Consider the following 24,178-nt stretch of genomic DNA (forward strand, 5'->3'; position numbering starts at 1 on the left):
GCACTTTTCCCCACCTGATTTACGGACACATCGATGAGCACCTTGCTGGCCCTGGACACCGCGACTGAAGCTTGCTCCGTTGCCTTGCTGCATGACGGCAAGGTCACGAGCCATTACGAGGTGATCCCGCGCCTGCACGCGCAGAAACTGCTGCCGATGATCCAGCAACTGCTGGCCGACGCCGGCACCACCCTGCAAGCGGTGGACGCCATCGCCTTCGGACGTGGCCCGGGCGCATTCACCGGTGTGCGGATTGCCATTGGCGTGGTGCAAGGCCTGGCCTTTGCGCTGGATCGCCCGGTGTTGCCGGTGTCGAACCTGGCCGTGCTGGCGCAACGGGCTTATCGCGAGCACGGCGTGAGCCAGGTCGCGGCCGCCATCGATGCGCGGATGGACGAGGTGTATTGGGGCTGCTACCGCGAGACGGCCGGGGAGATGCGTCTGGTCGGCGCCGAGGCGGTGCTGCCGCCGGAAGTCGCTGCGCTGCCGGACGATGCTTCGGGTGACTGGTTCGGTGCCGGCACGGGCTGGGGTTATGGCGAACGCATCGCTGTAAACCTGAGCGGATCCGATGCCGGCATGCTGCCCCATGCCGAAGACCTGCTGACCCTGGCGCGATTTGCCTGGGAGCGCGGTGAAGCGATTCCGGCAGACGACGCCCAGCCGGTTTACCTGCGCGACAAAGTGGCCACCCCCAAGGCTCGTTGATCCTCGAAATCAAGTTTTCCCAATCGCGAGCAGGCTCGCTCCCACATGAGTGTCGCAAATCATGTTGGAGCGAGCCTGCTCGCGATGCGCTCATCGGCAAACGCCAATCGTCCGTTTCTAACCCCGCGCTTTAAACCTTTTGCCTTTTATGTGTTCTAGTTATCACTCGGCGATTTGCTAAGTCGGTCAGGTGCCGCTAAATTGCCATCATCGATACCGAGCATGACTTTATGCGTATAGACGGCGTTTCCACTCATTCCTACCCCATCAAGCGCAAGCCTCGCAAAGGCAATCCGGCGCTGGATGAGTCTGTCGACGATATCGACGGCGAGCTGGAATTCCCGACCGAAGAGCAACTGGCTGCCCGTGCCGCCAAAGCCACCGCGCAACGCCTGAGCAATCTGCCCGCCCGCCAACAAGACATGATTTATCACCGTGCGATGAAGAAAAGCGTGGCCATGGCCCTGGCCAGCTACCTGAGCACCGCCGGTTTTGTCGATTGGGATGCTGACGTGCTGGGCCTCGATCTGTACATCTGATGGGTTTGCCTTACTACCTCGGTTGCCCGTCCTGGAGCGAAAACGCCTGGCGCGAGTATCTGTATCCGGTAGACGCCAAGACCTCCGATTTCCTCGGACTCTATTCACAAGTGTTCAACGCCGTGGAAGGCAACACGACCTTCTACGCCAGCCCGTCGCCGGCCACCGTGCAGCGTTGGGCCGAGGTGATGCCTGAGCACTTTCGCTTCACCGCCAAGTTCCCCGGTGACATCAGCCACAGCGGCGACTTGCGCGATCAACTGACCGCCGCTGAAACCTTCCTCCAGTTACTCAAGCCGCTCGGTGAGCGCGTCTCGCCAATGTGGCTGCAACTGTCGAAAAGCTTCACCCCGCACCGCTTGCCGGAGCTCGCCGCGTTCATCGATGCGCTGGATTGTCCGCTGGCGGTGGAAGTGCGCCACGAACAGTTCTTCGCCAAGGGTGAGAGTGAGCGACTGCTCAATCGGCTTTTGCTGGATCGCGGCGTGGAGCGCATCTGTCTCGATCCGCGCGCGCTGTTCAGTTGTCTGTCCACCGAATCATCGGTGATCCACGCCCAATCGAAAAAGCCCCGCGTACCAACGCGTCCGGCAGCGTTCACTCAATTCCCGCAGGTGCGCTTCATCGGCCATCCGGAGCTTGAGGCCAATGACCCGTTCCTGGTGCCGTGGGTGACGAAGATCGCCGAGTGGATCGAAGAGGGCCGCACGCCATACATCTTCCTGCACACCGCCGACAACCTCCTCGCGGCGAAGCTGGCGCAACGTTTTCACGCACAACTGATGCAACGTTTGCCTGGCCTGCAATCCTTGCCTGAGCTATACAGAGAACCCGCCGCTGAGCAACTTGGCCTGCTCTGAGGCGGATTCTTTTCCTGCCCAGGAGCCTGCCGATGGACGCTCAAGCCCGTAAAGCCGAAACTTTCAAAGCGCTGCACGAACGCCCCGGGATTTTCGTGATTCCCAATCCATGGGATGCCGGTTCCGCGAAGATGCTCGCCAGTCTTGGCTATCAGGCGCTGGCGACCACCAGCGCCGGTTATGCGTTCTCCCAGGGCAAGCCCGATGGCGGCCTGAGTCTCGACGATACGCTGGCCAATGTCCGGGCGATTGTTGCGGCCACCGATCTGCCGGTGGCGGTGGATCTGGAAAATGGGTTCGCCGACGCCCCGGCCGAATCGGCTCAAAGTCTGATCCGCGCAGCCGAGGCGGGTGCCGTGGGCGGCTCGATCGAAGATGCCACCGGCCGGCAGGAGTCGCGGATCTATTGCTTCGAACACGCCGTGGCGCGGATCGAAGCCGCCGTCGCTGCCGTGCGCACCTTGCCCTTTCCGTTCATGCTGACGGCCCGTGCGGAAAACTACCTGCATGGCAATCCCGATATCAACGACACCATCCGCCGCTTGCAGGCCTTTGCCGAAGCCGGCGCCGACGTGCTGTACGCTCCGGGTTTGAGGACGGCTGAAGAAGTCCTGGCGGTGGTGCGCGCGGTGGCGCCGAAACCGGTCAATGTGTTGATGTCCGGCGGCTTGAAACTGACCGTGCAGCAGCTCGAAGAAATGGGCGTGAAGCGGATCAGCACCGGTTCGGCGCTGGCACTGGCGGCGTTCGGCGAGTTTTTCCGCGCGGCTGAAGAAATCCAGCAGTCCGGCACGTTCACCTTTACCTCTCGTTCGATGCCGTACGCCAAGGCCAATCAATTCTTCAAGGGATGAGCATGGGGCGCTGGCTGCTGTTGGCGGGGCTGCTGATCATTGGTGGCGGGCTGATCGGCGTCTGGCGCGGTTGGCTCGATGTGCCGCCGCAGTGGAACCCGTGGGCGCCGCTGGACGTGCAGGCGACGCCCAACTGGCTCACGGGCTACAAGTTGATGCGCCTGCGCAGCGATCCGGCCTTGTGTGAGCAGGCATTGGGCAGCTCCGGCCTGCGGGTTTCGCCACAGGCCGACAGTCCCGATGCCAAATGCCCGCTGATCGGCGCCTTGCGCGTGCAGGGCGGCGGGGTGGGGCTCAGCAGCAGCTTTCTCGCCAGTTGCCCGTTGGCCGTGGCGTTTGCGATGTTCGAGCGCCATACGCTGCAACCGGCGGCGCAGCAGGCCTACGGCCAGGCTGTTGCGCGGGTCGATCACCTCGGCAGCTTTGCCTGTCGCAACGTTTACAACCGCGAGAACGGCGCGCTCAGCCGCCATGCCAGCGCCGATGCGCTGGACATCGCCGGCTTCCGGTTGGCGAATGGTCGCGCGATCAGTGTGCTCAAGGACTGGCCGAAGCAAAACCAGGACGCGCAGTTTCTACGTCAGGTACGCGACGGTGCCTGCGAGGCGTTCAGTGTGGTGTTGAGTCCGGACTACAACACAGCCCATCGCAATCACTTTCATGTCGATGTCGGGCGCTGGAGCGTGTGTCGCTGAGGGATCAGGCGGCGATGCGCAGGTTCTGCTGAACGATGGGGCGCACCCAGCCGTTATCGAAGTCCAGGGCTTTCTGCTGCTCGACGATCTTTTCCGGCGGGAACGGCGGATAAGGCTGCAGCAGGTCCAGGTCGAACTCGGCAATCGGCAGGTACAGCGGTTTTTTCTGCGGGGCTGGGCCCGGTTCCGGAATCGGCTGGCCGTTGTTGATCACGACCGGACGAACCCAGCTGCTGTCGAAATCCTGCTGCTTTTGCTGAGTCTTGATTTCTTCTGCCGGGAACGGAGGGTACGGCTCGGCCAGTGTCATGTCGATTTCGGCGATCGGCAGGAACAGCGGCTCCGGCGGACGCACCTCGGTTTCAACCACATCGCATTCACGCTGGCTGATGATGTGCGCGTGCAGTTCGCTGCCGACGGTCGGTTCGTCAGGACTTTCCAGATCAACCGGCGGGAAAGTGCCGCAGGCCGGCACCACATCACTCGATTGTTCGGCCAGTGCCTGGGCAAAGAAATCCTGCCACAGGTGGCTGACGCCGCCCAATGCTTGAGTGTTATGACGGCTGAAGTCGCCTGTGGGCGAAATGTAGCCAATCGATGTGGGAAGAATGCCTGACATTTTTTTCGGTTGACGCTCAGCTCTGGCAAAATGCGCGTTGATTGGGTTATCGGCGGATTTTGCCGATCCTTAACTTTTTTGAGCGTGTTTTCCATGATTGAGCAACCCGCGGCCTGCCGCATCCATGTCGAGGCCCTCGGCCCGACGTTCGAAGCGCAGGCCGAGCAGTGGGCGCAGCGCCTGAACCTGCCGTTGCAGGTGGCTGACGGCGAGTTTGCCCTGCAGGTCGGCGAGCAGGGTTTGCAGCTGCAACAGCTGGGGCCGGATGCGCCGGGCCCGGTGCGGGTCGACTTCGTCGAAGGTGGCGCGGCCCATCGCCGGTTGTACGGCGGCGGCAGCGGGCAGATGATCGCCAAGGCGGTCGGCATCGCCCAGGGCGTACGTCCTCGGGTGTTGGATGCGACGGCGGGGCTCGGGAAAGATGCGTTCGTGCTGGCCAGTCTCGGCTGCGAGATGAGCCTGATCGAGCGCCAGCCATTGATCGGCGCCTTGCTGGAGGATGGTCTGGCGCGTGCGGCGGAAGACTTCGATGTGGCGCCGATCGTGGCGCGGATGAAGCTGCTCAAGGGCAACTCCATCGACGTGATGCGCAACTGGGAGGGCGAGCCGCCGCAGGTGATCTACCTCGACCCGATGTTCCCGCATCGTGAGAAAACCGCGCTGGTGAAGAAGGAAATGCGCCTGTTCCGCCCGCTGGTGGGCGATGATCCGGATGCACCGGCGTTGCTGGAAGCGGCGTTGGCACTGGCCACGCACCGGGTGGTGGTCAAGCGCCCGCGCAAGGCGCCGTGCATCGAAGGGCCGAAACCGAGTCATGCGCTGGATGGCAAATCCAGCCGTTATGACATCTACCCGAAGAAAGCGCTCAAGGCCTGAGCCGTCGCATAAGAAAATCCCACGCATGGCGTGGGATTTTTGTTTTCAGTGTCGAAAGGCCCGCATGAACAGCCCGACCACTTCCTGCACATGACTTTCCGCCGCCTCGTCGGTCAGCGGTTCACCGCAGCCGTACAACAGGCGGAAATTCCCCGCGCCCTTGATCAGGCAAAAGAAGTGCTCGGCGGCGTTGTGCGGGTTATCGATGCTCAGCACGCCGGTTTCGTGAATCCGCCGCAGCAACCGTTCCATCCCCTGCACCATGCGCTGCGGGCCGGCCTCGAAGAAGATCAGCGACAGCTTCGGATCCTGACTGCCCAGCGCCATGATCAAACGATGCAGGTTCACCGATTCATCGCTGTTGATCAGGTGGTGAAACCCTCGCGCAATGTTCAGCAACACATTTTCCACCGCGATGCCGTCCGGCAATTCGAAGAACAGCGGCGGCAATTGCTCCTCGCATTTGGCCACCACGGCGGCGGAGAACAGCGTCTCCTTGTCGTTGAAATGGCTGTAGACCGTCAGCTTCGACACCCCGGCCTCGGCGGCCACCGCGTCCATGCTGGTGTTGGCATAGCCATGACTCAGGAACAGGATTTTCGCCGCCTCGAGAATCGCCTGGCGTTTGGCCGGATCCTTCGGGCGGCCGGGGCCGTTTGGAGCTGAAAGATTGTTCGACATTCTTCGCTTTTAATACTGGACTGGTGAGTTTGCTATTAATAACATACCGGCCAGTATAATTATTCCAAGCCTCCTTAGCGAAAGGTCCTTCACCATGTTCCGCCATGCGTTGTCCTTTGCGGTGCCAGTCAGTCTGGCGTTTTTATTGTCGGCATGTGGCAAGGAAGAGGTGACGCAAGTCAGCGTGCGACCGGCCATGGTGGTGCAGCCAGAGCCGTCGGCGCAGGCGATGGAAAGTTATCCGGGCGAGGTTCGTGCCCGCTACGAACCCGATCTGGCGTTCCGCATTGGCGGCAAAGTCAGCCGACGACTGGTCGAGGAAGGCCAGCGCGTGAAGGCCGATCAACCACTCGCCGAACTTGATCCGCAGGATGTACGCCTGCAACTGGAAGCCACCCGGGCCCAGGTCGCGGCCGCCGAAGCCAACCTGAATCTGGTGCGCGCCGAGCGTGATCGCTACAAGACCTTGATGGAACGGCAGATGGTCAGCCGCTCGGCCTACGACAATGCCGAGAACCTCTACCGCTCCGGCGAAGCCCGCCTCAAACAGATCAAAGCCGAATTCAACGTCTCGACCAATCAGGCCAGTTACGCCGTACTGCGCGCGCCGCAGGATGGCGTGGTGGCCAAGCGTTCGGTGGAAGTCGGGCAAGTGGTCGCCGCCGGGCAAACCGTTTTCACCCTCGCCACTGACGGCGAACGGGAAGTGCTGATCAGCCTGCCGGAGCAGAGCTTCGGCCGCTTCAAGGTCGGTCAGCCGGTCTCGGTGGAGCTGTGGACGCAACAGAACCAGCGCTTCGCCGGACAGATCCGCGAGCTGTCGCCGGCCGCCGATCCGAAATCCCGCACCTTCGCCGCACGCATTTCATTCACCTCCGGCAAAGTCCCGGCAGAACTGGGCCAGAGCGCCCGGGTCTTCGTGCAGACCGCCGATGTCATCCCGCTGTCGGTGCCGCTCTCGGCACTGACCGCCGAAAACGGCGCGACCTACGTCTGGGTCGTCAGCGCCAACAACACCCTGAAAAAGACCCCGGTGCGCACCGGCCCCTTCGGTGAGAAAACCGTGCCGGTGCTCGAAGGCCTGAACGCCAGCGACTGGGTGGTCGCCGCTGGCGTGCATGTGCTGCTGGAAGGGCAGCAGGTGCGTCCGGTGGATCGCTCCAACCGCGTGGTCAATCTGGCGGACAAGGAGTAATCCCCGATGGGTTTCAATCTTTCCGCCTGGGCGCTGCGCAATCGCCAGATCGTACTGTTCCTGATGCTTTTGCTGGCGATCGTCGGCGCCTTGTCCTACACCAAGCTCGGCCAGAGCGAAGACCCGCCGTTCACCTTCAAGGCGATGGTCATCCAGACCCGCTGGCCCGGCGCAACGGCGCAGGAAGTCTCGCGCCAGGTCACCGAGCGCATCGAAAAGAAACTGATGGAAACCGGCGAGTACGAGCGGATTGTTTCGTTCTCGCGCCCCGGTGAGTCCCAGGTCACGTTCATTGCCCGCGACTCCATGCATTCGGTGGAGATTCCGGATCTCTGGTATCAGGTGCGCAAGAAGGTCAGCGACATTCGCCAGACCCTGCCGCCGGGCATTCAGGGGCCGTTTTTCAACGATGAGTTCGGCACCACCTTCGGCAATATCTATGCGCTGACCGGCGACGGTTTCGACTACGCGGTGCTCAAGGATTACGCCGACCGCATCCAGATCCAGCTGCAACGGGTCAAGGACGTGGGCAAGGTTGATCTGCTCGGTTTGCAGGACGAGAAGATCTGGGTCGAGCTGTCCAACGTCAAACTCGCCACCCTCGGCCTGCCGCTGGCAGCGGTGCAGCAGGCGCTGGAAGAACAGAACGCGGTGTCCACCGCCGGCTTCTTCGAAACCGGCAGTGAGCGATTGCAGCTACGGGTCTCGGGGAATTTTCAGACAGTCGACGAGATCAAGAACTTTCCGATCCGGGTCGGTGATCGTACGTTCCGCATCTCCGATGTCGCCGACGTGCGGCGCGGTTTCAACGATCCTCCGGCGCCGCGCATGCGCTTCATGGCCGAAGACGCCATCGGTCTTGCGGTGGCGATGAAGGATGGCGGCGACATTCTGGTGCTGGGCAAGGCCCTGGAAATCGAGTTCGCCCGCATTCAGAAAAACCTGCCGGCCGGCATGCAGTTGCGCAAGGTTTCCGACCAGCCCGCAGCAGTAAAAACCGGTGTCGGCGAGTTCGTCCAGGTGCTGGTCGAAGCGCTGGGCATCGTGTTGCTGGTGAGCTTCTTCTCCCTCGGGGTGCGCACCGGCATGGTGGTGGCGCTGACCATTCCGCTGGTGCTGGCGATGACCTTCGCCTGCATGTATTACCTCGGCATCGGCCTGCACAAGATCTCCCTCGGCGCGCTGGTGCTGGCGCTGGGCTTGCTGGTGGACGACGCGATCATCGCCGTGGAAATGATGGCGATCAAAATGGAGCAGGGTTTCGACCGGATCAAGGCCGCCAGTTACGCCTGGACCAGCACCGCATTCCCGATGCTCACCGGTACGCTGATCACCGCCGCCGGTTTCCTGCCGATTGCCACGGCGCAGTCCGGCACCGGCGAATACACCCGCTCGATCTTCCAGGTGGTGACCATTGCCTTGCTCGCATCCTGGGTGGCGGCCGTGGTGTTCGTACCGTATCTGGGGGAAAAACTCCTGCCGGATCTGGCGAAGATTCACGCAGCCAAACACGGTACGGCTGACGGCCAGACCGATCCCTATGGCACGCCGTTCTACCAACGTGTGCGGCGTCTGGTGGAGTGGTGCGTACGTCGGCGCAAAACTGTGATCGTGCTCACCGTGCTGCTGTTCGTGGCGTCGGTGGCGTTGTTCCGGTTTGTGCCGCAGCAGTTCTTCCCGGCCTCCGGGCGACTGGAATTGATGGTCGATCTGAAGCTTGCCGAAGGCGCCTCGCTGGCCAATACCACGGGCGAAGTCAAACGCCTGGAAGCGATGCTCAAGGATCACGCCGGCATCGACAACTATGTCGCTTACGTCGGCACCGGTTCGCCACGTTTCTACCTGCCGTTGGATCAACAACTGCCGGCGGCGAGCTTCGCCCAGTTCGTCGTGTTGGCGAAAACCATCGAGGAGCGCGAAGCGCTGCGCACGTGGCTGATCGACACGTTGAACGAGCAGTTCCCGTCCCTGCGCTCGCGGGTCACGCGCCTGGAAAACGGCCCGCCGGTCGGTTACCCGGTGCAGTTCCGCGTCACCGGCGAGCACATCGAGGAAGTCCGTGCACTGGCCCGGAAAGTCGCAGCCAAAGTGCGCGAGAACCCGCATGTGGTGAACGTGCATCTGGACTGGGAAGAGCCGAGCAAGGTTGTGTACCTGAACATCGATCAGGATCGCGCCCGGGCGTTGGGCGTGAGCACGGCGAATCTGGCGAAATTCCTCCAGAGTTCGCTGACCGGATCCAGTGTCAGCCAGTACCGCGAGGACAACGAACTGATCGAAATCCTCCTGCGCGGCACCGTGCACGAGCGCACCGAACTGTCGTTGCTGCCGAGTCTGGCGGTGCCGACCGACAACGGTCGCAGCGTTGCGCTGTCGCAGATTGCCACGCTGGAATATGGCTTCGAGGAAGGCATCATCTGGCACCGCAATCGCCTGCCCAACGTGACCGTGCGCGCGGACATCTACGGCAAGGAGCAGCCGGCGACGCTGGTGAAGCAGATCATGCCGACGCTCGATCCGATCCGCGCCGAATTGCCGGACGGCTATCTGCTGGATGTCGGCGGTACGGTGGAGGATTCGGAGCGTGGGCAGAAGTCGGTGAACGCCGGGGTGCCGATGTTCATTGTCGTGGTGCTGACGTTGCTGATGGTGCAGTTGCGCAGTTTTTCGCGCACGGCGATGGTGTTTCTGACGGCGCCTTTGGGGTTGATCGGGGTGACGCTGTTTCTGCTGGTGTTCCGCCAGCCGTTCGGGTTTGTGGCGATGCTGGGGACGATCGCGCTGTCGGGGATGATCATGCGTAACTCGGTGATTCTGGTGGATCAGATCGAGCAGGATATCGCGGCAGGGCTCAGGCCCTGGCAGGCGATTATCGAGGCGACCGTGCGGCGGTTCCGGCCGATTGTGTTGACGGCTTTGGCGGCGGTGCTGGCGATGATTCCGCTTTCTCGCAGTGTGTTTTTTGGGCCGATGGCGGTGGCGATTATGGGGGGGTTGATTGTTGCTACTGCTTTGACGCTTTTGTTTTTGCCGGCGTTGTATGCGGCTTGGTTCAGGGTTCGCAAGGAGGCTTGAGGCTGTTTGAGCGTGGCGGCCTTTGGGCCGACCATGCTCTGGGTGGTTTGGGTGAATATCCGTTTCTGCGAGTGTTGCGGCTGGCGGTTCCGCTCTTACAGCGGCTCACTTTTGCAGACGCCCAAAAGTAAGCAAAACGCTGGGCCCCGGCGTTCGGCCCCTCGCTGGGGCTCGGGGTTCCTTCGCTCCGGGATTCATCCGGGGGCATCGCCTCCGGTTTGCTTCGCTGCACCTCCTCTCGATGTGTTCGACTTCGTCGAACGGCGCTGCGCGCCTACCCCCGGATAAATCCCTCCACTCAGCCGGCCGAAGGGGCCGGCACGTCAAAAGCGTTACTCGAGCTAACGCTCATTGTGGTTTACGCCTTTATTTGCTCGTTGTAGGAGGGGGTGTTCTCTCCTACATGTTTTTCAGACGGCTCCGATATTGAGTCGCTGTGTTGGCGGTGCTGTACTCGAGGCTGTTTTTCAGCCTTGTTTGAGTCAGTGTTGATGAAGAAACCGCCGGTATTGAAGGGTCGGGCCGATCCGGTCTTTGAGTTGTTGATGCGCGCGCCTCACAAGCAGCGTCTGGCGGATTATCTTGCGTTGCTCAAGCCGCTGGATGATCAGGGGCGGTATCTGCCTTTTGAAGATTTGCGTTATCGCTGGGCCAGCGGGCTGGATTCGCGTTTGTGTTGGGCGCTGGTCAAGAAGGCGCGGGTCGCTCAGTACATTCATCTTCTGCCGCTGGGGGAGCCGGCGCAGTGGGGGAAGTTTGTGCCGACGCCCACCGCGCAGAAGGCCCTTTCAGTGGTTGATCGGCAAACCACGACGGCGTCGCTGGAGTACATGACCAGCCAGATAGGCGAGCGGGCGCATTTCAGTTATTTGCTTAACGATCTGATCGAGGATGAGGCGATCAGCAGCAGTCAGCTGGAGGGCGCCGCGACCACCACTCGAGTTGCCAAAGACATGCTCAAGCAGCGGCGTCAGCCGCGTACGCCGGATGAGCGGATGGTCATGGGTAATTACCGGATGATGAATTTCGCCTGGGAAAAACGTTACGAGCCATTGAGCGTGGAGTTGATTGCGTCGATCCATCGAGTTGGTGTCGAGGGCATTGATGACGAGCAGTACGACCCGGGGCTTTGCAGGACCAACGATGAAGTGGTGGTGCAGGACGGCGAAGGGAATACCGTACACACGCCACCGCCTGCCGCCGGATTGGTGAGGCGACTGGATTTGCTCTCGCAGTGGATCAATCAACCACAGGGTTCACCTCGGCAAAAAAAATACCTGCATCCGCTGATCAAGGCGATCACGCTGCACTTTGCCCTGGGTTACGAACATCCGTTTCGTGACGGTAACGGGCGGGTCGCCAGGGCGCTGTTTTACTGGTTCATGTTCAAACACGAGTTTTCGGCGTTCCGCTATATCGCGATCAGTCTTTTACTGCGCAACGCGCCTGTGAAGTACGGGCGGTCGTATTTGCACAGCGAGGCTGATGAACTCGATCTGACGTACTTCATCGAGTTTCAGTGTTCGGTGATTCTGCGGGCGGTCGAGGGGTTTACCGATGTGTATCGCAAGAGTGTGGCGTACAGCGAAGACTTCGAGCACTGGCTGACCTGTTCGGGTTTTTTTGATCGGCTGACAGAGCGGCAGCGAGCGATTTATCAGGTGGCCAGAAGTGGGGTGGCGAAGGAGTTCACGGCGGGGAACGTCAAGGAGCACCTTGGTTGTGCCTACAACACAGCGGTGTCGGCGTTGAGCGGGTTGGTTGAGCTGCAGGTTTTCGAGAAGAAGAAAATGGGGCGCGAGTGGGTGTACTTTTTACGTGTATCTGCTGGTGGCGGATTGAGTAACGGGAGTGAGACAGCTCACTCCCGTGTCGTGTCGGCTTAGAGCGTACCGAACACCTTTTTCGCCAGACTCGTCGCCGCAGCGGCCGGGTTCTTGCGGATGGTTTCTTCCTGTTTGCCGATCATTTCGAACAGACCATTAAGCGCTTGTTCGGTCACGTAGCTTTCGATGTTGGCGCTCTTCGCATCCACCACGCCGAAGGTCGCGGCCTGGCCTGCGAAGGCGTTGTATTTCTGGGCTACGCCGACTTTGTCGGTTGCTTGTTTGACGATGGGCAGGAATTTGGTGCGGATCTGTTCGCGGCTGGATTTGTCCAGGTATTGGGTGGCGGAGTCGTTGCCGCCGCTGAGGATGCCTTTGGCGTCTTCCACGCTCATTTTCTTCACGGCGTCGACGAGGATCGGTTGGGCCTGGGTGACGGCGGTTTCCGCGGCCTTGTTCATGGCGGTTTCCAGTTCGTCGACCTGGGCGCCCATGCCGAAGGCTTTCATCTTGCCGGCGACTTTGCCGAGTTTGCCCGGCAGTTCGATCTTCACGTCCGGGTTGTTGCTGAAGCCGCCCGGGGTGCCGAGTTGTTTGACGGCCAGTTGCGCGCCCTGGGTCAGGGCGTCCTTGAGGCCGCCGGTGGCGTCGCCTTGCGACAGGTCGCTGAGGGACAGGGCCAGGGCGTTGGCAGAGATCATCAGGCCCGCACATAGGCCGGCGAAGCGAAGGGTAGGGCGGAGCATGGCGGCTTCCTTGTTCGGAGAGAGTTAGCGGGCGGCATCGACGCGGATCTTCAGCGGCTGCGGATCCTTGCCATCAAGCTGCACGGCATGGTTTTCGGTGGTGATGAACATCAGCTCGCCGTTGACTTCAATGCGTGCGCTGACCGAGTAGCGGTGGCCGGGTTTGACCTGGGCCGGATCGTAGCTCAAGTGGAACGGCAGCGGCACCTGGCCTTTGACCGGGCCTTTCTGTTCGTCGAGTATCACGGCCGGAGCGTCGGCCAGCGAGACGTCCTGCAGGCTCACGCTCAAGGTTGCACTGGGTGGCAGGGCGATGCGTTGCAGGTAGAACACTTCGCCGTCGAGGCTGACCTTGCCGGCCGGTGAGGTCGACTGGCAGGCGCTGAGCAGGGTGGCGGCGGCAAGAAGGGAAAGTTTTTTCATCGGAGATCTCCGTATCGACGGCGCCAGAAGAAGCCTGGCGCCTGTAGGAATTTAGTCGCTTTGCACAGGGGCAGCGGGCTGATCGGCCGCATCTTCGCTGCGATGCAGTGCCACCTGACGGATCGACAGGCGAATCTCCGCCGGCAGTACCCGTTTGGCCGCACCTTCGGCCAGCTCGCCGAGCAGTTCGTGGTAGCTCAACTTGCCGGCTTCGTCGCGACGCAGTACGTCGAGGTCGAGCATGGTCTGGATGAAGTGGCGGAACAGGCTCTTGTCGAAGAATTCCGGGGCGTTGAGGCCATGCAGGATCGACAGGCGCTGGGCCATGACCGTGCACAGGTCTTCCAGTTCTTCGGCGCTGATCGTGTTCTGGCCTGCATTGAGCAGCAACGACACGGTCATGTAGAAGCGTTGCAGGGTCTGGGCGATGCTCTTCGACAGCAGCGTCAGCAGCACGAAATGCCGCGAGCTCGGCGCCGGGCGCAGGTAAACGTCTTTCTCGAAACGCAGCAGGCCTTGTTCGACGAACGCTTCCAGCCACTGATCGATCACTGCATCCAGTTCGTCCAGGGTCCAGCGGATGAACAGTTCCGATTGCAGGTACGGATACAACGCACGGGTGTAGCGCAGGATCTGTTCGCGGCTCATGCGCGAAGTACTCTGGAAGAAACTCGCCAGCAGCGCCGGCAGGGCGAAGATGTGCAGCACGTTGTTGCGGTAGTAGGTCATCAGGACGGCGTTCTGCTCGTCCAGATACAGAATCTTGCCCAGCGCGTCGTTCTGCTCGGACAGCAGATCCATGTCCTTCACGTGCTCGATCAGCGCCCGGCCATCGCCCTCCGGCAACGTGGTATGCGGCGAGTAAGGGACTTTGCGCAGCAATGCCAGATACAGATCCAGCACCCGCGCCATGGCGCGATCATCCAGCGCCAGGCGAGTGGTCGACAGCAGCGCCAGCGCCACCAGGTTGACCGGGTTGATCGCTGCGGCTTCGTTCAGGTGCTGCGCGACTTTCTCGCCGAGGCGGTTGGTGGTTTCGTTGAGCCAGGCCGGTTTGTACTGCGGGCCGAGTTCCTGCTGACGCCAGTCCGGCTGTTCGCTGTCGAGGAATTCCGCGAGTTTGATCGGCTCGCCGAAGTTCACCGCCACTTGGCCGAAACGCTGCTTGAGTGCGCCGATGACTTTGAAGATGTCGAAGATCGATTCTTTCTTCTTGCTCGCGCCACGCAGTTCGCCGAGGTAGGTGCGGCCTTCGAGCACGCGCTCGTAACCGATGTACACCGGCACGAACACGATCGGCATCCGCGACGAACGCAGGAAGCTGCGCATGGTGATCGCGAGCATCCCGGTTTTCGGTTGCAGCATGCGTCCGGTACGCGAGCGGCCGCCTTCGACGAAGTACTCGACCGGGAAGCCTTTGGTGAACAGGGTGTGCAGGTATTCGTTGAACACGGAGGTGTACAGCGGATTGCCCTTGAACGTGCGGCGCATGAAGAACGCCCCGCCACGGCGCAGCAGGCTGCCGATCACCGGCATGTTGAGGTTGATGCCGGCGGCGATGTGCGGCGGGGTCAGGCCATTGCGGAACAGCAGGTACGAAAGCAGCAGGTAGTCGATGTGGCTGCGGTGGCACGGCACGTAGATCACTTCGTGACCCTGGGCGACCTTCTGCACGCCTTCGATGTGGTTGACCTTGATCCCGTCGTAGATCTTGTTCCAGAACCAGCTCAGCACCACTTCCAGAAAACGGATCGCGGTGTAGGTGTAGTCCGAGGCGATCTCGTTGCCGTAGCGCAGGGCCTGAGCCTTGGCTTTTTCCGGGGAAATGTTTTCGCGCTCGGCTTCGTCGAGGATCGCTTGCTTGACCAGCGGTTGGTTGAGCAGGCCTTTGACCAGGTTGCGGCGGTGGGAAATGTCCGGGCCGATCACCGCAGCTTTCAGATTGCGGAAGTGCACCCGCAGGATCCGCTGGGCCATGCGCACGGTGCGTTCGTGGCCCTTGTTGTGTTCGATCAGCTCGCGCAGGTGGATCGGTGCGGAGAATTGCACGCGAGTCTTGCGCCCCAGAATCATGATGCTCAGCAGACGACGCAGGCGCCCGGTGACGGCCCAGCTGTCGGCGAACAGCAGTTTCCACGGGCTGTTTTCGCTGTCCGGTGATTGGCCCCAGAACACGCTGACCGGAATGATCTGCGCGTCTTCGGCAGCATTCTGGCTCAGGGCGCTGACCAGTCGGGTCAGGGTTGGTGGCGCACCGCGCTTGTCCTGACGGCCGAGCCAGTCCGGGTCCGGCGTCAGGTAGAAGAACGCCGCCGGTTCGATCAGCGAACCCACGGATACCGGCAGCACCGGACGCGGCAGGCCGGCCTTGGTGCACTCGGTGTCGACCACCGCCAGATCAGTCAGCGATGGGTTTTGCAGGACGTAGAACACCGGACGACTGCGGTCGAGGTTGAGGGTGAACGACGACTGGTTGATCGTCTCGGAGCGAACCCAGAGATACAACAGTCGGCGCAAGGTGCCAAACACAAGACGGCGGAACGGGGAACGGGTCATACGGCTTCTGCGTGAGTGGATAAACCGAGCGTTTGCTCGGGCGGTCGATAGTGTGCCGGATTCATGGAAAATCGGCAAAAAAGCGGCGAAGTAATCTCCTGTTGAGAGTTTTGCCGCCTGTCATATACTCGGCGATCTGTCGCCGGGGCCCTTTTATGGACGTCGGACGCAGGCTGACGTTCCTCAAAGGCTTTCCTGCGAAAAGCCTGTTCAATAATAAAAAAGGAGTATGAACAGATGGCAACACGTGAAACCGGCAACGTGAAGTGGTTCAACGACGCCAAGGGCTACGGCTTCATTCAGCGCGAAGACGGGGTGGACGTATTCGTGCACTACCGCGCGATCCGCGGCGAAGGCCACCGTTCGCTGACCGAGGGTCAGCAGGTTGAATACGCGGTGGTGGAAGGGCAGAAGGGCTTGCAGGCTGAAGACGTTGTAGGGCTCTGATGATCGTTCCCACGCTCTGCGTGGGAATGCCTCAATGGACGCTCTGCGTCCGCTTTGGGACGCGGAGCGTCCCGGGCTGCATTCCCACGCAGAGCGTGGGAACGATCAATGAGAGTCAGGCTGTTTTCCAGGTGATCTCTTCTTCACCATCGGCGCTGATGCGAATCCAGCGATCCGCCGTTTCCTCACCTTCTTCCTCGACCCACGTCCCCGGCGCGCAACGCACTTCAACGTTCAGCGCGGCAAAGGCTGCGCGGGCGCAGGCGATGTCGTCGTCCCACGGCGTCTGGTCGCTTTCAAGGTACAGGCTGTTCCACTTGCCCACGGCTTTCGGCAGCCAGGTCACCGGGATGTTGCCGGCCTTGCACTTGTAGGTCTGACCTTTCTGTACCCAGTCGCTGCAAGGGCCGAGGGCGGCGCCCAGCCAGGCGGAAATGGCCTTGTGGTCGACGTCGGCGTCTTTCAGGTAAATCTCGATGTCCGGTTGGCGCATGGATGTCCTCACTGCGGGTCTGAAAAATCCATTCGCGGATTTAGCCGGCCCCGGGTCGTTGCCCGAGACCAAAAGTTATTGAAGAACGAAATAATCGTAGCGCATCGAGACGGTGGTCACGAACGGCTCGGGCTGTTCGATGACCGCCGCGCGGCGCTCGGCACTGGCGCGCCAGCCGTGGGGTGTCATCGCCAGCAGGTTGGCGCGATCCTCGGGCTTGTCCAGCGTCAGTTTGAATTCCAGGGTTTCACTGTGCGCCAGCGCCATGCCTTTCGGCACCAGGGCCAAATGCTTGTCGTCGGTGTATTCGCGCACTTCGTCGTACAGGCACTCGCGCAGTTCCATCAGATGGCCGCTGGTCGGGCCGACTTTCATCAGGCCACCGCCAACACTGAGCAGACGCTTGGCCTCTTCCCAGTCCAGCGGACTGAAGACACTGGCCAGAAACTGGCAGCTGCCGGAAGCCAGTGGCACCCGGGCCATGCTCGCAATCAACCACGTCAGCGAAGGATTGCGTTTGCAGGCGCGCTTGACCGCTTCCTTCGAGATATCCAGCGCATAACCGTCAGCATCGGGCAAAGCCTCGGCGATCTGCGCGGTGTAGTAACCCTCGCCACAACCGATATCGACCCAGCGGGCCGGCGCGTAACCCGCCGCCAGCTCCGCCAGACGCTTGGCCACCGGCGCGTAATGCCCGGCGTTCAGAAAGTCGCGGCGGGCCTCGACCATCGCCTGGTTGTCGCCGGGATCGCGGCTGTTCTTGTGCTGCACCGGCAGCAAGTTCAGGTAACCCTGGCGCGCGCGGTCAAAGCGGTGGCCGGCGGGGCAGACCACGCCGTTGTCCACCGCGGTCAGCGGTTCACTGCAGATCGGGCACGCGAGCATCAGGCGAGCAACTTGATCAGGGTCTGGTAGTAGATTTCGGTCAGCAGGTCGAGATCGGCCGCCAGCACGCGCTCGTTGACCTGGTGGATGGTCGCGTTGACCGGGCCCAGTTCAACAACCTGGGTGCCCATGGTCGCGATGAAACGGCCATCGGAGGTGCCGCCGCTGGTGGACGCCTTGGTCTCGCGGCCAGTGATGTCCTTGATGCTCGACGACACAGCGTCAAGCAGCGCGCCCGGCTCGGTGAGGAATGGCAGACCGGACAGCGCCCAGTCGATGTGCCAGTCCAGGCCGTGCTTGTCGAGGATGTCGGCGACGCGTTTCTGCAGGCCTTCGACGGTGGATTCGGTGGAGAAGCGGAAGTTGAACACCGCCACCAGATCGCCCGGAATCACGTTGGTCGCGCCGGTGCCGGAGTTGACGTTGGAAATCTGGAAACTGGTCGGCGGGAAGAAGTCGTTACCGTGATCCCAATGCTCGGCGGCCAGTTCGGCCAGAGCCGGGGCAGCGAGGTGGATCGGGTTCTTCGCCAGGTGCGGATAGGCCACGTGGCCCTGCACACCGCGCACGGTCAGTTTGGCGCCGAGGGAGCCGCGACGACCGTTCTTCACCACGTCGCCCACCAGCGTGGTGCTCGACGGTTCGCCGACGATGCACCAGTCCAGACGCTCGTTACGGGCTGCCAGACGCTCGACCACAGCCTTGGTGCCGTGATGCGCCGGGCCTTCTTCGTCGCTGGTGATCAGGAACGCGACCTTGCCCTTGTGATCCGGGTAGTCGGCGACAAAACGCTCGGCCGCCACAGTCATCGAGGCGAGGCTGCCTTTCATGTCCGCCGCGCCACGACCGCAAAGCATGCCGTGCTCGTCGATCACCGCGTTGAACGGGTCGATCTGCCAGGCAGTCACCGGGCCGGTCGGCACCACGTCGGTGTGGCCGGCGAAGCACAGCACCGGGCCGTCGTCTTTGCCGTGAGTCGCCCAGAAGTTATCCACATCTTCGATGCGCATCGGTTCCAGCTGGAAACCGGCATCGCCCAGGCGCTGCATCATCTGCTTCTGGCAATCGGCGTCGACCGGCGTCACGGACGGACGGCGGATCAGGTCGATGGCGAGTTGGAGGGTCGGCGAAAGGTCGGCGTGGGCCGTCATGGAAAACTCCGAAAGCTGGGGGGCAAGGCGCGCAAAATGGCGGTTATCTTAAAGCAAAACGGCGACCATTGGCCGCCGTTTAGTGCATCCGGAAGGATTTAGACCACCGGTGCCGGTTCAGGCGCAGCCGATGGTTTTGGCAGCGACGACAGGAACGCCATGATCAGCGCCGCCACGTACGGCAGCGACTGCACCAGCAGCATGGCCACCCAGAAGCGCATATCGTTGCTCGGAATCCCCTGCACCAGGAAGATCCCCAGCGCCGCGCCCCACAACAGCAGCATGATGAACAGCTCTTCCCGGGCCTCGGAAATCGCCACCCAGAAACCATGGTTGTCGGCGTTTTTCGGGGTGCGGAAGAACGGAATGCTGCTGGTGAAGAAGCCGTACAGCACCGCTTTGGCGATGGTGTGCGACAACGCCAGGCCGGCCAGTGCCGCGCAGAACGCATCCTTGAGGTTCACGCCCACGGCGCGACGGTAGAGGAAGATGATCTTGCCGACCTTGAACACGAACAGCGCCAGCGGCGGGATCGCAAAGATCAGCAGCGGCGGATCGACCCGTTGCGGCACGATGATCATCGCCGCCGACCACAACAGCGCGCCGACGGTGAAGAAGATGTTCATGCCGTCCGCGACCCACGGCAGCCAGCCCGCGAGGAAGTGGTAACGCTGGCCGCGCGTCAGCTCGGTGTCCTTGCCGCGCAGCAGGCTGCGGGTGTGGCGCTTGATGATCTGGATTGCACCGTAGGCCCAGCGGAAACGCTGCTTTTTGAAGTCGATGAAGGTGTCCGGCATCAGACCCTTGCCGTAACTGTCGTGGTAATACGCCGCCGACAGGCCTTTCTCGAATACCCGCAGACCGAGTTCGGCGTCTTCACAGATGCACCAGTCGGCCCAGCCCAGTTCTTCAAGCACCGAGCGACGGGTCATGGTCATCGTGCCGTGCTGGATGATCGCGTCGCGGTCGTTGCGGGTGACCATGCCGATGTGGAAGAAGCCTTTGTACTCGGCGTAGCAGAGCTTCTTGAAGGTGCTTTCGTTCTGGTCGCGGTAGTCCTGCGGCGACTGCACCACGGCGATTTTCGGGTCGGCGAAGTGCGGCACCATGTGCTTGAGCCAGTTCGGGTGCACGCAGTAGTCCGAGTCGATCACCGCGATCACTTCGGCATCCTTGGCGGTATGCGGGATCAGGTAGTTCAGCGCGCCGCCCTTGAAACCGGCCAGGGGCGAGACGTGGAAGAACTTGAAGCGCGGGCCGAGGGTTTCGCAGTAGTCGCGCACCGGCTCCCAGACCGCCGGGTCCTTGGTGTTGTTGTCGATGATCAGGACTTCGAAGTCCGGATAGTCGAGGTTGGCCAGGGCGTTGAGGGTCTGTTTGACCATCTCCGGCGGCTCGTTGTAGCAGGGCACGTGAATCGAGACTTTCGGGCGGTAGTCCGAGTCGCCGACCACCGGCAGGAATTCACGGCGACGCTTGTGAATCCACACCGCTTCGGCCAGTTCGTGGGCCTCGGTCAGCAACACGATGAACACCCCGAGCGCACCGAGCGCGAGCAGGAAGCCCACCGTCAGGCTGAACCACGTGCTGTATTGCTGGCTGTAGTCGTAACCGATCCACACCAGCACCGAACCGCACAGGAACGCGATAAAGGTCAGGAACGTACGACCGCGCTGACGCAGGGCCGAGCCGTCGATCATCAGCAGGGTCAGCGACAACAGCGCCAGCACCACCGAACCGATGGCCAGCACGCGCCATTGCGGGATCGCCACCACCGGGCCTTCGAAGTTGAATTTCTGTTGGCGCGCGGCGTTGAACACGCCCCAGTAGGCGCCGACCGAACCTTCATCGCTGGCCTTCCACGGCTGGTCGAACGCTTCGATCACGAAGTAGTTGAAGCCCTGGCGGTTGAGTTTGTTGACCAGCGTGCGCAGGTAGATCGCCTGATCCGCCGGCGACGCATCGGCGCCACCACGCATGCGGCCGTTGCTCGGCCAGCCTACTTCGGACAGCAACAGCGGTTTTTTCGGGAACATCTTTTTCAAGTCGCGGGCGCGGTCGAAAACGAACTGCCCGGCCTTGTCCACCGGAATGAATTCCCAGTACGGCAGCACGTGCGCGGCGATCAGGTCGACGTGCTTGGCCAGCTCCGGGTGCTCTTCCCAGACGTGCCACTGTTCGGAGGTGGTCACCGGCACTTTTACTGCCGCGCGAACGCGATCGAGCAGAACACTGAGTTGTTCGGCGGTGATTTCCTTGCGGAAGATCGCTTCGTTGCCGACCACTACACGGACCACGCTGCGCGAGGTGTTGGCTAGTTCGATGGCGCGGGTGATTTCCCGCTCGTTGCGCTCCTGGTCGGGGCTGATCCAGATCCCCAGGGTCACGCGAAGGCCGAATTCTTCCGCCAGTTTCGGGATGTCCTGCAGGGAGCCGTCGACCGAGTAGATGCGGATGTTGTCCGTCAGCTTGCTCATGATCTCCAGGTCGCGGCGCATTTCATCGTCGGACGGATACTGATCTTTCTGTGGGAACTGTCCCTGCTGGAACGGTGAATAGGAGAAACCGGAGATCTGCTCCGGCCAGTTCGGCGCGGAGACGGGGCGGTTGATCAGCGCCCAGAAACCGGTGAACAGGGCGGCGATTGCCAGAACCACCACCAGGTTGAGTCCAAATTTACGCGATGACATAGCTGTGTCGGGTTCCAAAGGCTGTGGAACGAAGGGTCGGCTGATTGGCGCCAAGAGGGCGCGCATCCTACACCGGCAGTTCGCCGAGTCCTACAAGAGACGGGGAAATGCCGGACGTTGGGCAATCCAACCTGACTTAAGTTCTTTCGTTTCAGCGTGTGAGACAAATCTTTGTTACGTGCAGCTTTAATTAAAGCAGGCGCGTTCGCCGTTCATAGCGCAAAGATGCTCTTGGCCGCCGACGGCCCTATAATGCGCGCCGGTTTTTAGGGTAATGGTCATGAGTACAGAAGATCCGCGGTTTGCAGGCATCGCCCGTTTGTATGGCATCGAGGGCCTCGAGCGCCTGCGTGCAGCCCATGTGGCGATTGTCGGCGTCGGCGGCGTCGGTTCCTGGGCGGCGGAAGCCATGGCCCGTTGCGGGGTGGGCGAGATTTCGCTGTTCGACCTCGACGACGTCTGCGTCAGCAACGCCAACCGGCAGCTGCATGCGCTGGACAGCACCGTCGGCAAACCCAAGGTCGAGGTGATGGCCGAGCGTCTGCGCGGGATCAACCCGGACTGCAAGGTGCACGCCGTGGCGGACTTCGTCACCCGCGACACCATGGCCGAATACATCACGCCGAACATCGACTGTGTGATCGACTGCATTGACGCGGTCAACGCCAAGGCTGCGCTGATCGCCTGGTGCAAGCGGCGCAAGATCCAGATCATCACCACCGGTGGAGCTGGCGGACAGATCGATCCAACGTTGATTCAGGTCTGCGACCTCAACCGCACCTTCAACGACCCGCTGGCCTCGAAAGTGCGCTCGACGCTGCGTCGCGACTACGGCTTCTCGCGCACAGTGACTCGCCATTACAGCGTGCCGTGTGTGTTCTCCACCGAACAGCTGCGCTATCCGAAACCGGACGGCAGTATTTGCCTGCAGAAGAGTTTCGTCGGTGACGGCGTGAAACTGGACTGCGCCGGCGGGTTTGGCGCGGTGATGATGGTGACGGCGACGTTCGGCATGGTCGCGGCGACCAAGGCTGTGGACAAGATTGTGGCGGGCGTTCGGCGCCCGGCGGATCGGGTCAAGTCTCAGGCCTGAAGTACATGACTGCGTGACCGATCGCCGATCGTTCCCACGCTCTGCGTGGGAATGCCTCATTGGACGCTCCGCGTCCGCTTCGGCATGGGACGCGGAGCGTCCCGGGCTGCATTCCCACGCAGAGCGTGGGAACGATCAGTCAGGGGCGAGTTCACGCATTCGTTGCAGCACGGCATTCAAGCCATTGCTGCGCGATGGCGACAACTGCCGCGACAGCCCCAACTGATTGAACCAGTCCGGCAGATCCACCTGTTGCAGCTCGCTTGGGGTCAAGCCGTTGACCCGCAACAGCAGCAACGCCACCAACCCGCGAATCATCCGCGCATCGCTGCTCGCCGCGAATTGCCAGCGGTCGTCGCGCAATTCACCGACCAGCCACACCTGGCTTTCACAGCCGTGCACCCGATTGGCGTCGCATTTGTCCGCATCGCTCAACGGCGGCAGACGATCACCAAACTGCATCAACAGCCGCGCCCGCTGTTCCCAGCCGGCGGCGTTCTGAAACGTTTGCAGCGCTTCGGCGGCCTCGACCGGCAGGCTCATCGCAACAACTCCAGCGCCTGATCCAGCGCTTCAAAGAAGCGCTCCAGATCCTCGGAATCGTTGTACAGCGCCAGCGACACGCGAATCGCCCCGGCCAGTTCGAAACGCTTGAGCAGTGGCATCGCGCAGTGATGTCCGGCGCGCACGGCTATGCCCTGTTCGGTCAGCAAATGCGCCAGATCGGCGTTGTGCACGCCTTCGACGACAAAACTGGCCAGTGCGAGTTGCGGCTTGCCCAGCAGACGGATGCCATTACGGGCGGCGAGGCCGCGCAATAGATAGTCGTGCAGCGCCGCTTCGTGGGCGGACACCGCGTCCTGATCCAGACCCGCGAGGTAGTCGAGGGTCGCGCCAAGGCCGATCACGCTGGCAATTGGCGGCGTTCCGGCTTCGAAGCCCAGTGGGGCAGGGCGGAAACGCGCGTCGTGATAATTGGCTTCCAGCACCATCTCGCCGCCGAACTGCCACGGGCGAAGTTGCTCCAGGGCTGCGTTGCGCCCGAACAGCACGCCGAGGCCATCGGGGCCGTACAACTTGTGGCTGGAAAACACGTAAAAATCGCAACCGAGCGCCTGCACGTCATGCCGGCCGTGGACCACGCCTTGAGCGCCATCGACCACGGTCAGCGCGTTGTGCGCCTTGGCCATCGCCAGCAGCGCCGGCAACGGTTGCCAGGCCCCAAGCACGTTGGACAACTGGCTGACCGCCAGCAAGCGGGTGCGCGGGCCGATCAGGTGAACGGCGGCGGCGAGGTCGATCACGCCGTCATCGTCCAGCGGCAGGATCACCAGCTTCAGATCGCGACGTTGCGTCAGTTGCTGCCACGGCAGCAGGTTGGCGTGATGCTCCAGGGCGCTGATGACAATTTCATCGCCCGGATGGAAAAGATGTTCCAGGCCATAAGCCAGGAGATTCAGCGCACTGGTGGCGCCGTGGGTGAAGATGATCTGCCCGCTGTCACCGGCATTCAGCCACTGGGCAACCTTCAGGCGGCTGTCCTCGAACGCCTGCGTGGCGTGGGCGCCGGGCAGATGCTGGGCACGATGCACGTTGGCCGCGCCATTGGCGTAGTAATGCGCCAGCGCGTCGAGCAGGGCCTGGGGTTTTTGCGTGGTGGCGGCGTTGTCCAGATAGGTCTGGTCTTGCCGTTGCAGGGCGGCGATGGCCGGGAAATCGGCGCGCCAGGGGGAGGGAATCATCACGGTTTCAAGCCCTGGTGAAGA

General features: G+C 61.9%; 22 protein-coding genes. 11 read left to right on the forward strand and 11 right to left on the reverse strand.

Annotated elements, in window-relative coordinates:
* The first annotated feature begins 33 nt into the window (after positions 1 to 33).
* The 5 genes from tsaB to AC0R79_RS06625 all read left to right on the forward strand — a co-directional run bounded on the left by tsaB (position 34) and on the right by AC0R79_RS06625 (position 3,656).
* Entirely contained in the window at positions 34 to 708 is a 675-nt protein-coding gene (gene tsaB, locus AC0R79_RS06605; protein WP_007954718.1) for a tRNA (adenosine(37)-N6)-threonylcarbamoyltransferase complex dimerization subunit type 1 TsaB, read from the forward strand.
* A gap of 230 nt (positions 709 to 938) precedes the next feature.
* Positions 939 to 1,247 (forward strand): hypothetical protein, encoded by a 309-nt coding sequence (locus AC0R79_RS06610; protein ID WP_007954720.1) that lies wholly within the window; start codon positions 939 to 941, stop codon positions 1,245 to 1,247.
* Positions 1,247 to 2,107: a DUF72 domain-containing protein gene (locus AC0R79_RS06615; RefSeq protein WP_474733770.1), complete on the forward strand. Its 861-nt coding sequence runs from the start codon at positions 1,247 to 1,249 to the stop codon at positions 2,105 to 2,107. Before AC0R79_RS06610 ends, AC0R79_RS06615 begins: the two co-directional genes overlap by 1 nt.
* A 32-nt stretch (positions 2,108 to 2,139) precedes the next feature.
* On the forward strand, positions 2,140 to 2,961 hold the full coding sequence (locus tag AC0R79_RS06620; RefSeq protein ID WP_474733772.1) for an isocitrate lyase/PEP mutase family protein: 822 nt from the start codon (positions 2,140 to 2,142) through the stop codon (positions 2,959 to 2,961).
* A gap of 2 nt (positions 2,962 to 2,963) precedes the next feature.
* Positions 2,964 to 3,656 (forward strand): extensin-like domain-containing protein, encoded by a 693-nt coding sequence (locus tag AC0R79_RS06625; protein ID WP_375745649.1) that lies wholly within the window; start codon positions 2,964 to 2,966, stop codon positions 3,654 to 3,656.
* A gap of 4 nt (positions 3,657 to 3,660) precedes the next feature.
* Here the strand turns inward: AC0R79_RS06625 and AC0R79_RS06630 are convergent, their stop codons facing one another.
* Positions 3,661 to 4,275, reverse strand: a complete 615-nt coding sequence (locus tag AC0R79_RS06630; protein ID WP_474733776.1) for an energy transducer TonB — start codon at positions 4,273 to 4,275, stop codon at positions 3,661 to 3,663.
* Between the two features lie 93 nt (positions 4,276 to 4,368).
* On the opposite strand from AC0R79_RS06630, the gene AC0R79_RS06635 reads away from it, so the two are divergent.
* Positions 4,369 to 5,151 carry a class I SAM-dependent methyltransferase gene (locus AC0R79_RS06635; RefSeq protein ID WP_129974048.1) on the forward strand — a complete coding sequence of 261 codons (783 nt, stop codon included), beginning with the start codon at positions 4,369 to 4,371 and terminating at the stop codon, positions 5,149 to 5,151.
* 45 nt (positions 5,152 to 5,196) lie between these two features.
* Here AC0R79_RS06635 and AC0R79_RS06640 read toward each other — a convergent pair whose 3' ends face one another.
* Positions 5,197 to 5,832: a TetR/AcrR family transcriptional regulator gene (locus AC0R79_RS06640; protein ID WP_375745654.1), complete on the reverse strand. Its 636-nt coding sequence runs from the start codon at positions 5,830 to 5,832 to the stop codon at positions 5,197 to 5,199.
* Between the two features lie 94 nt (positions 5,833 to 5,926).
* Here AC0R79_RS06640 and AC0R79_RS06645 point away from each other — a divergent pair, with 94 nt between their 5' ends.
* The 3 genes from AC0R79_RS06645 to AC0R79_RS06655 all read left to right on the forward strand — a co-directional run bounded on the left by AC0R79_RS06645 (position 5,927) and on the right by AC0R79_RS06655 (position 11,988).
* The gene (locus tag AC0R79_RS06645; RefSeq protein ID WP_007954740.1) at positions 5,927 to 7,027 is read left to right on the forward strand and encodes an efflux RND transporter periplasmic adaptor subunit; all 1,101 of its coding nucleotides are present in this window, start codon (positions 5,927 to 5,929) and stop codon (positions 7,025 to 7,027) included.
* 6 nt (positions 7,028 to 7,033) lie between these two features.
* Positions 7,034 to 10,102 carry an efflux RND transporter permease subunit gene (locus tag AC0R79_RS06650; RefSeq protein WP_474733779.1) on the forward strand — a complete coding sequence of 1,023 codons (3,069 nt, stop codon included), beginning with the start codon at positions 7,034 to 7,036 and terminating at the stop codon, positions 10,100 to 10,102.
* Positions 10,103 to 10,593: 491 nt separating this feature from the next.
* A complete protein-coding gene (locus AC0R79_RS06655) occupies positions 10,594 to 11,988 on the forward strand; it encodes a Fic family protein (protein ID WP_474733781.1) in 1,395 nt (464 codons plus the stop codon).
* On the opposite strand, the gene AC0R79_RS06660 is transcribed toward AC0R79_RS06655, so the two are convergent.
* The 3 genes from AC0R79_RS06660 to plsB are packed head-to-tail and all read right to left on the reverse strand — an operon-like array spanning position 11,985 to position 15,653.
* The gene (locus AC0R79_RS06660; protein WP_129974044.1) at positions 11,985 to 12,674 is read right to left on the reverse strand and encodes a DUF4197 domain-containing protein; all 690 of its coding nucleotides are present in this window, start codon (positions 12,672 to 12,674) and stop codon (positions 11,985 to 11,987) included. The two genes, AC0R79_RS06655 and AC0R79_RS06660, sit on opposite strands and share 4 nt — an antisense overlap.
* Positions 12,675 to 12,698: 24 nt before the next feature.
* Entirely contained in the window at positions 12,699 to 13,097 is a 399-nt protein-coding gene (locus AC0R79_RS06665; protein WP_474733783.1) for a YbaY family lipoprotein, read from the reverse strand.
* Between the two features lie 51 nt (positions 13,098 to 13,148).
* Entirely contained in the window at positions 13,149 to 15,653 is a 2,505-nt protein-coding gene (gene plsB, locus AC0R79_RS06670) for a glycerol-3-phosphate 1-O-acyltransferase PlsB (RefSeq protein WP_474733785.1), read from the reverse strand.
* Between the two features lie 237 nt (positions 15,654 to 15,890).
* Here plsB and AC0R79_RS06675 point away from each other — a divergent pair, with 237 nt between their 5' ends.
* Entirely contained in the window at positions 15,891 to 16,100 is a 210-nt protein-coding gene (locus AC0R79_RS06675) for a cold shock domain-containing protein (RefSeq protein ID WP_007954750.1), read from the forward strand.
* 115 nt (positions 16,101 to 16,215) lie between these two features.
* Here AC0R79_RS06675 and AC0R79_RS06680 read toward each other — a convergent pair whose 3' ends face one another.
* The 4 genes from AC0R79_RS06680 to AC0R79_RS06695 all read right to left on the reverse strand — a co-directional run bounded on the left by AC0R79_RS06680 (position 16,216) and on the right by AC0R79_RS06695 (position 21,319).
* On the reverse strand, positions 16,216 to 16,593 hold the full coding sequence (locus AC0R79_RS06680; protein ID WP_007954752.1) for a hypothetical protein: 378 nt from the start codon (positions 16,591 to 16,593) through the stop codon (positions 16,216 to 16,218).
* Between the two features lie 75 nt (positions 16,594 to 16,668).
* Complete coding sequence (locus tag AC0R79_RS06685) at positions 16,669 to 17,478, reverse strand: putative RNA methyltransferase (RefSeq protein WP_474733789.1); 810 nt, start codon at positions 17,476 to 17,478, stop codon at positions 16,669 to 16,671.
* Positions 17,478 to 18,629, reverse strand: coding sequence for a succinyl-diaminopimelate desuccinylase (gene dapE, locus AC0R79_RS06690; RefSeq protein WP_474733791.1), 1,152 nt, complete (start codon positions 18,627 to 18,629; stop codon positions 17,478 to 17,480). Before dapE ends, AC0R79_RS06685 begins: the two co-directional genes overlap by 1 nt.
* Before the next feature lie 98 nt (positions 18,630 to 18,727).
* Complete coding sequence (locus AC0R79_RS06695) at positions 18,728 to 21,319, reverse strand: glycosyltransferase (RefSeq protein WP_074691288.1); 2,592 nt, start codon at positions 21,317 to 21,319, stop codon at positions 18,728 to 18,730.
* A gap of 274 nt (positions 21,320 to 21,593) precedes the next feature.
* Here AC0R79_RS06695 and tcdA point away from each other — a divergent pair, with 274 nt between their 5' ends.
* The gene (gene tcdA / locus AC0R79_RS06700) at positions 21,594 to 22,412 is read left to right on the forward strand and encodes a tRNA cyclic N6-threonylcarbamoyladenosine(37) synthase TcdA (protein WP_085647789.1); all 819 of its coding nucleotides are present in this window, start codon (positions 21,594 to 21,596) and stop codon (positions 22,410 to 22,412) included.
* Positions 22,413 to 22,547: 135 nt separating this feature from the next.
* On the opposite strand, the gene AC0R79_RS06705 is transcribed toward tcdA, so the two are convergent.
* Together AC0R79_RS06705 and AC0R79_RS06710 are read right to left on the reverse strand one after the other, a co-directional pair.
* Positions 22,548 to 22,955, reverse strand: a complete 408-nt coding sequence (locus tag AC0R79_RS06705; protein ID WP_474733793.1) for a SufE family protein — start codon at positions 22,953 to 22,955, stop codon at positions 22,548 to 22,550.
* Positions 22,952 to 24,157, reverse strand: coding sequence for an aminotransferase class V-fold PLP-dependent enzyme (locus AC0R79_RS06710; RefSeq protein ID WP_474733796.1), 1,206 nt, complete (start codon positions 24,155 to 24,157; stop codon positions 22,952 to 22,954). Before AC0R79_RS06710 ends, AC0R79_RS06705 begins: the two co-directional genes overlap by 4 nt.
* Positions 24,158 to 24,178: the final 21 nt, after the last annotated feature.

The sequence above is a fragment of the Pseudomonas sp. HD57-3 genome (assembly GCF_056113135.1).

Bases quoted from the DNA above. Each gene is read 5' to 3' on its own strand.
- tsaB (WP_007954718.1), top strand. From the start codon at position 34: ATGAGCACCTTGCTGGCCCTGGACACCGCGACTGAAGCTTGCTCCGTT.
- AC0R79_RS06610 (WP_007954720.1), top strand. From the start codon at position 939: ATGCGTATAGACGGCGTTTCCACTCATTCCTACCCCATCAAGCGCAAG.
- AC0R79_RS06615 (WP_474733770.1), top strand. From the start codon at position 1,247: ATGGGTTTGCCTTACTACCTCGGTTGCCCGTCCTGGAGCGAAAACGCC.
- AC0R79_RS06620 (WP_474733772.1), top strand. From the start codon at position 2,140: ATGGACGCTCAAGCCCGTAAAGCCGAAACTTTCAAAGCGCTGCACGAA.
- AC0R79_RS06625 (WP_375745649.1), top strand. From the start codon at position 2,964: ATGGGGCGCTGGCTGCTGTTGGCGGGGCTGCTGATCATTGGTGGCGGG.
- AC0R79_RS06630 (WP_474733776.1), bottom strand. From the start codon at position 4,275: ATGTCAGGCATTCTTCCCACATCGATTGGCTACATTTCGCCCACAGGC.
- AC0R79_RS06635 (WP_129974048.1), top strand. From the start codon at position 4,369: ATGATTGAGCAACCCGCGGCCTGCCGCATCCATGTCGAGGCCCTCGGC.
- AC0R79_RS06640 (WP_375745654.1), bottom strand. From the start codon at position 5,832: ATGTCGAACAATCTTTCAGCTCCAAACGGCCCCGGCCGCCCGAAGGAT.
- AC0R79_RS06645 (WP_007954740.1), top strand. From the start codon at position 5,927: ATGTTCCGCCATGCGTTGTCCTTTGCGGTGCCAGTCAGTCTGGCGTTT.
- AC0R79_RS06650 (WP_474733779.1), top strand. From the start codon at position 7,034: ATGGGTTTCAATCTTTCCGCCTGGGCGCTGCGCAATCGCCAGATCGTA.
- AC0R79_RS06655 (WP_474733781.1), top strand. From the start codon at position 10,594: ATGAAGAAACCGCCGGTATTGAAGGGTCGGGCCGATCCGGTCTTTGAG.
- AC0R79_RS06660 (WP_129974044.1), bottom strand. From the start codon at position 12,674: ATGCTCCGCCCTACCCTTCGCTTCGCCGGCCTATGTGCGGGCCTGATG.
- AC0R79_RS06665 (WP_474733783.1), bottom strand. From the start codon at position 13,097: ATGAAAAAACTTTCCCTTCTTGCCGCCGCCACCCTGCTCAGCGCCTGC.
- plsB (WP_474733785.1), bottom strand. From the start codon at position 15,653: ATGACCCGTTCCCCGTTCCGCCGTCTTGTGTTTGGCACCTTGCGCCGA.
- AC0R79_RS06675 (WP_007954750.1), top strand. From the start codon at position 15,891: ATGGCAACACGTGAAACCGGCAACGTGAAGTGGTTCAACGACGCCAAG.
- AC0R79_RS06680 (WP_007954752.1), bottom strand. From the start codon at position 16,593: ATGCGCCAACCGGACATCGAGATTTACCTGAAAGACGCCGACGTCGAC.
- AC0R79_RS06685 (WP_474733789.1), bottom strand. From the start codon at position 17,478: ATGCTCGCGTGCCCGATCTGCAGTGAACCGCTGACCGCGGTGGACAAC.
- dapE (WP_474733791.1), bottom strand. From the start codon at position 18,629: ATGACGGCCCACGCCGACCTTTCGCCGACCCTCCAACTCGCCATCGAC.
- AC0R79_RS06695 (WP_074691288.1), bottom strand. From the start codon at position 21,319: ATGTCATCGCGTAAATTTGGACTCAACCTGGTGGTGGTTCTGGCAATC.
- tcdA (WP_085647789.1), top strand. From the start codon at position 21,594: ATGGTCATGAGTACAGAAGATCCGCGGTTTGCAGGCATCGCCCGTTTG.
- AC0R79_RS06705 (WP_474733793.1), bottom strand. From the start codon at position 22,955: ATGAGCCTGCCGGTCGAGGCCGCCGAAGCGCTGCAAACGTTTCAGAAC.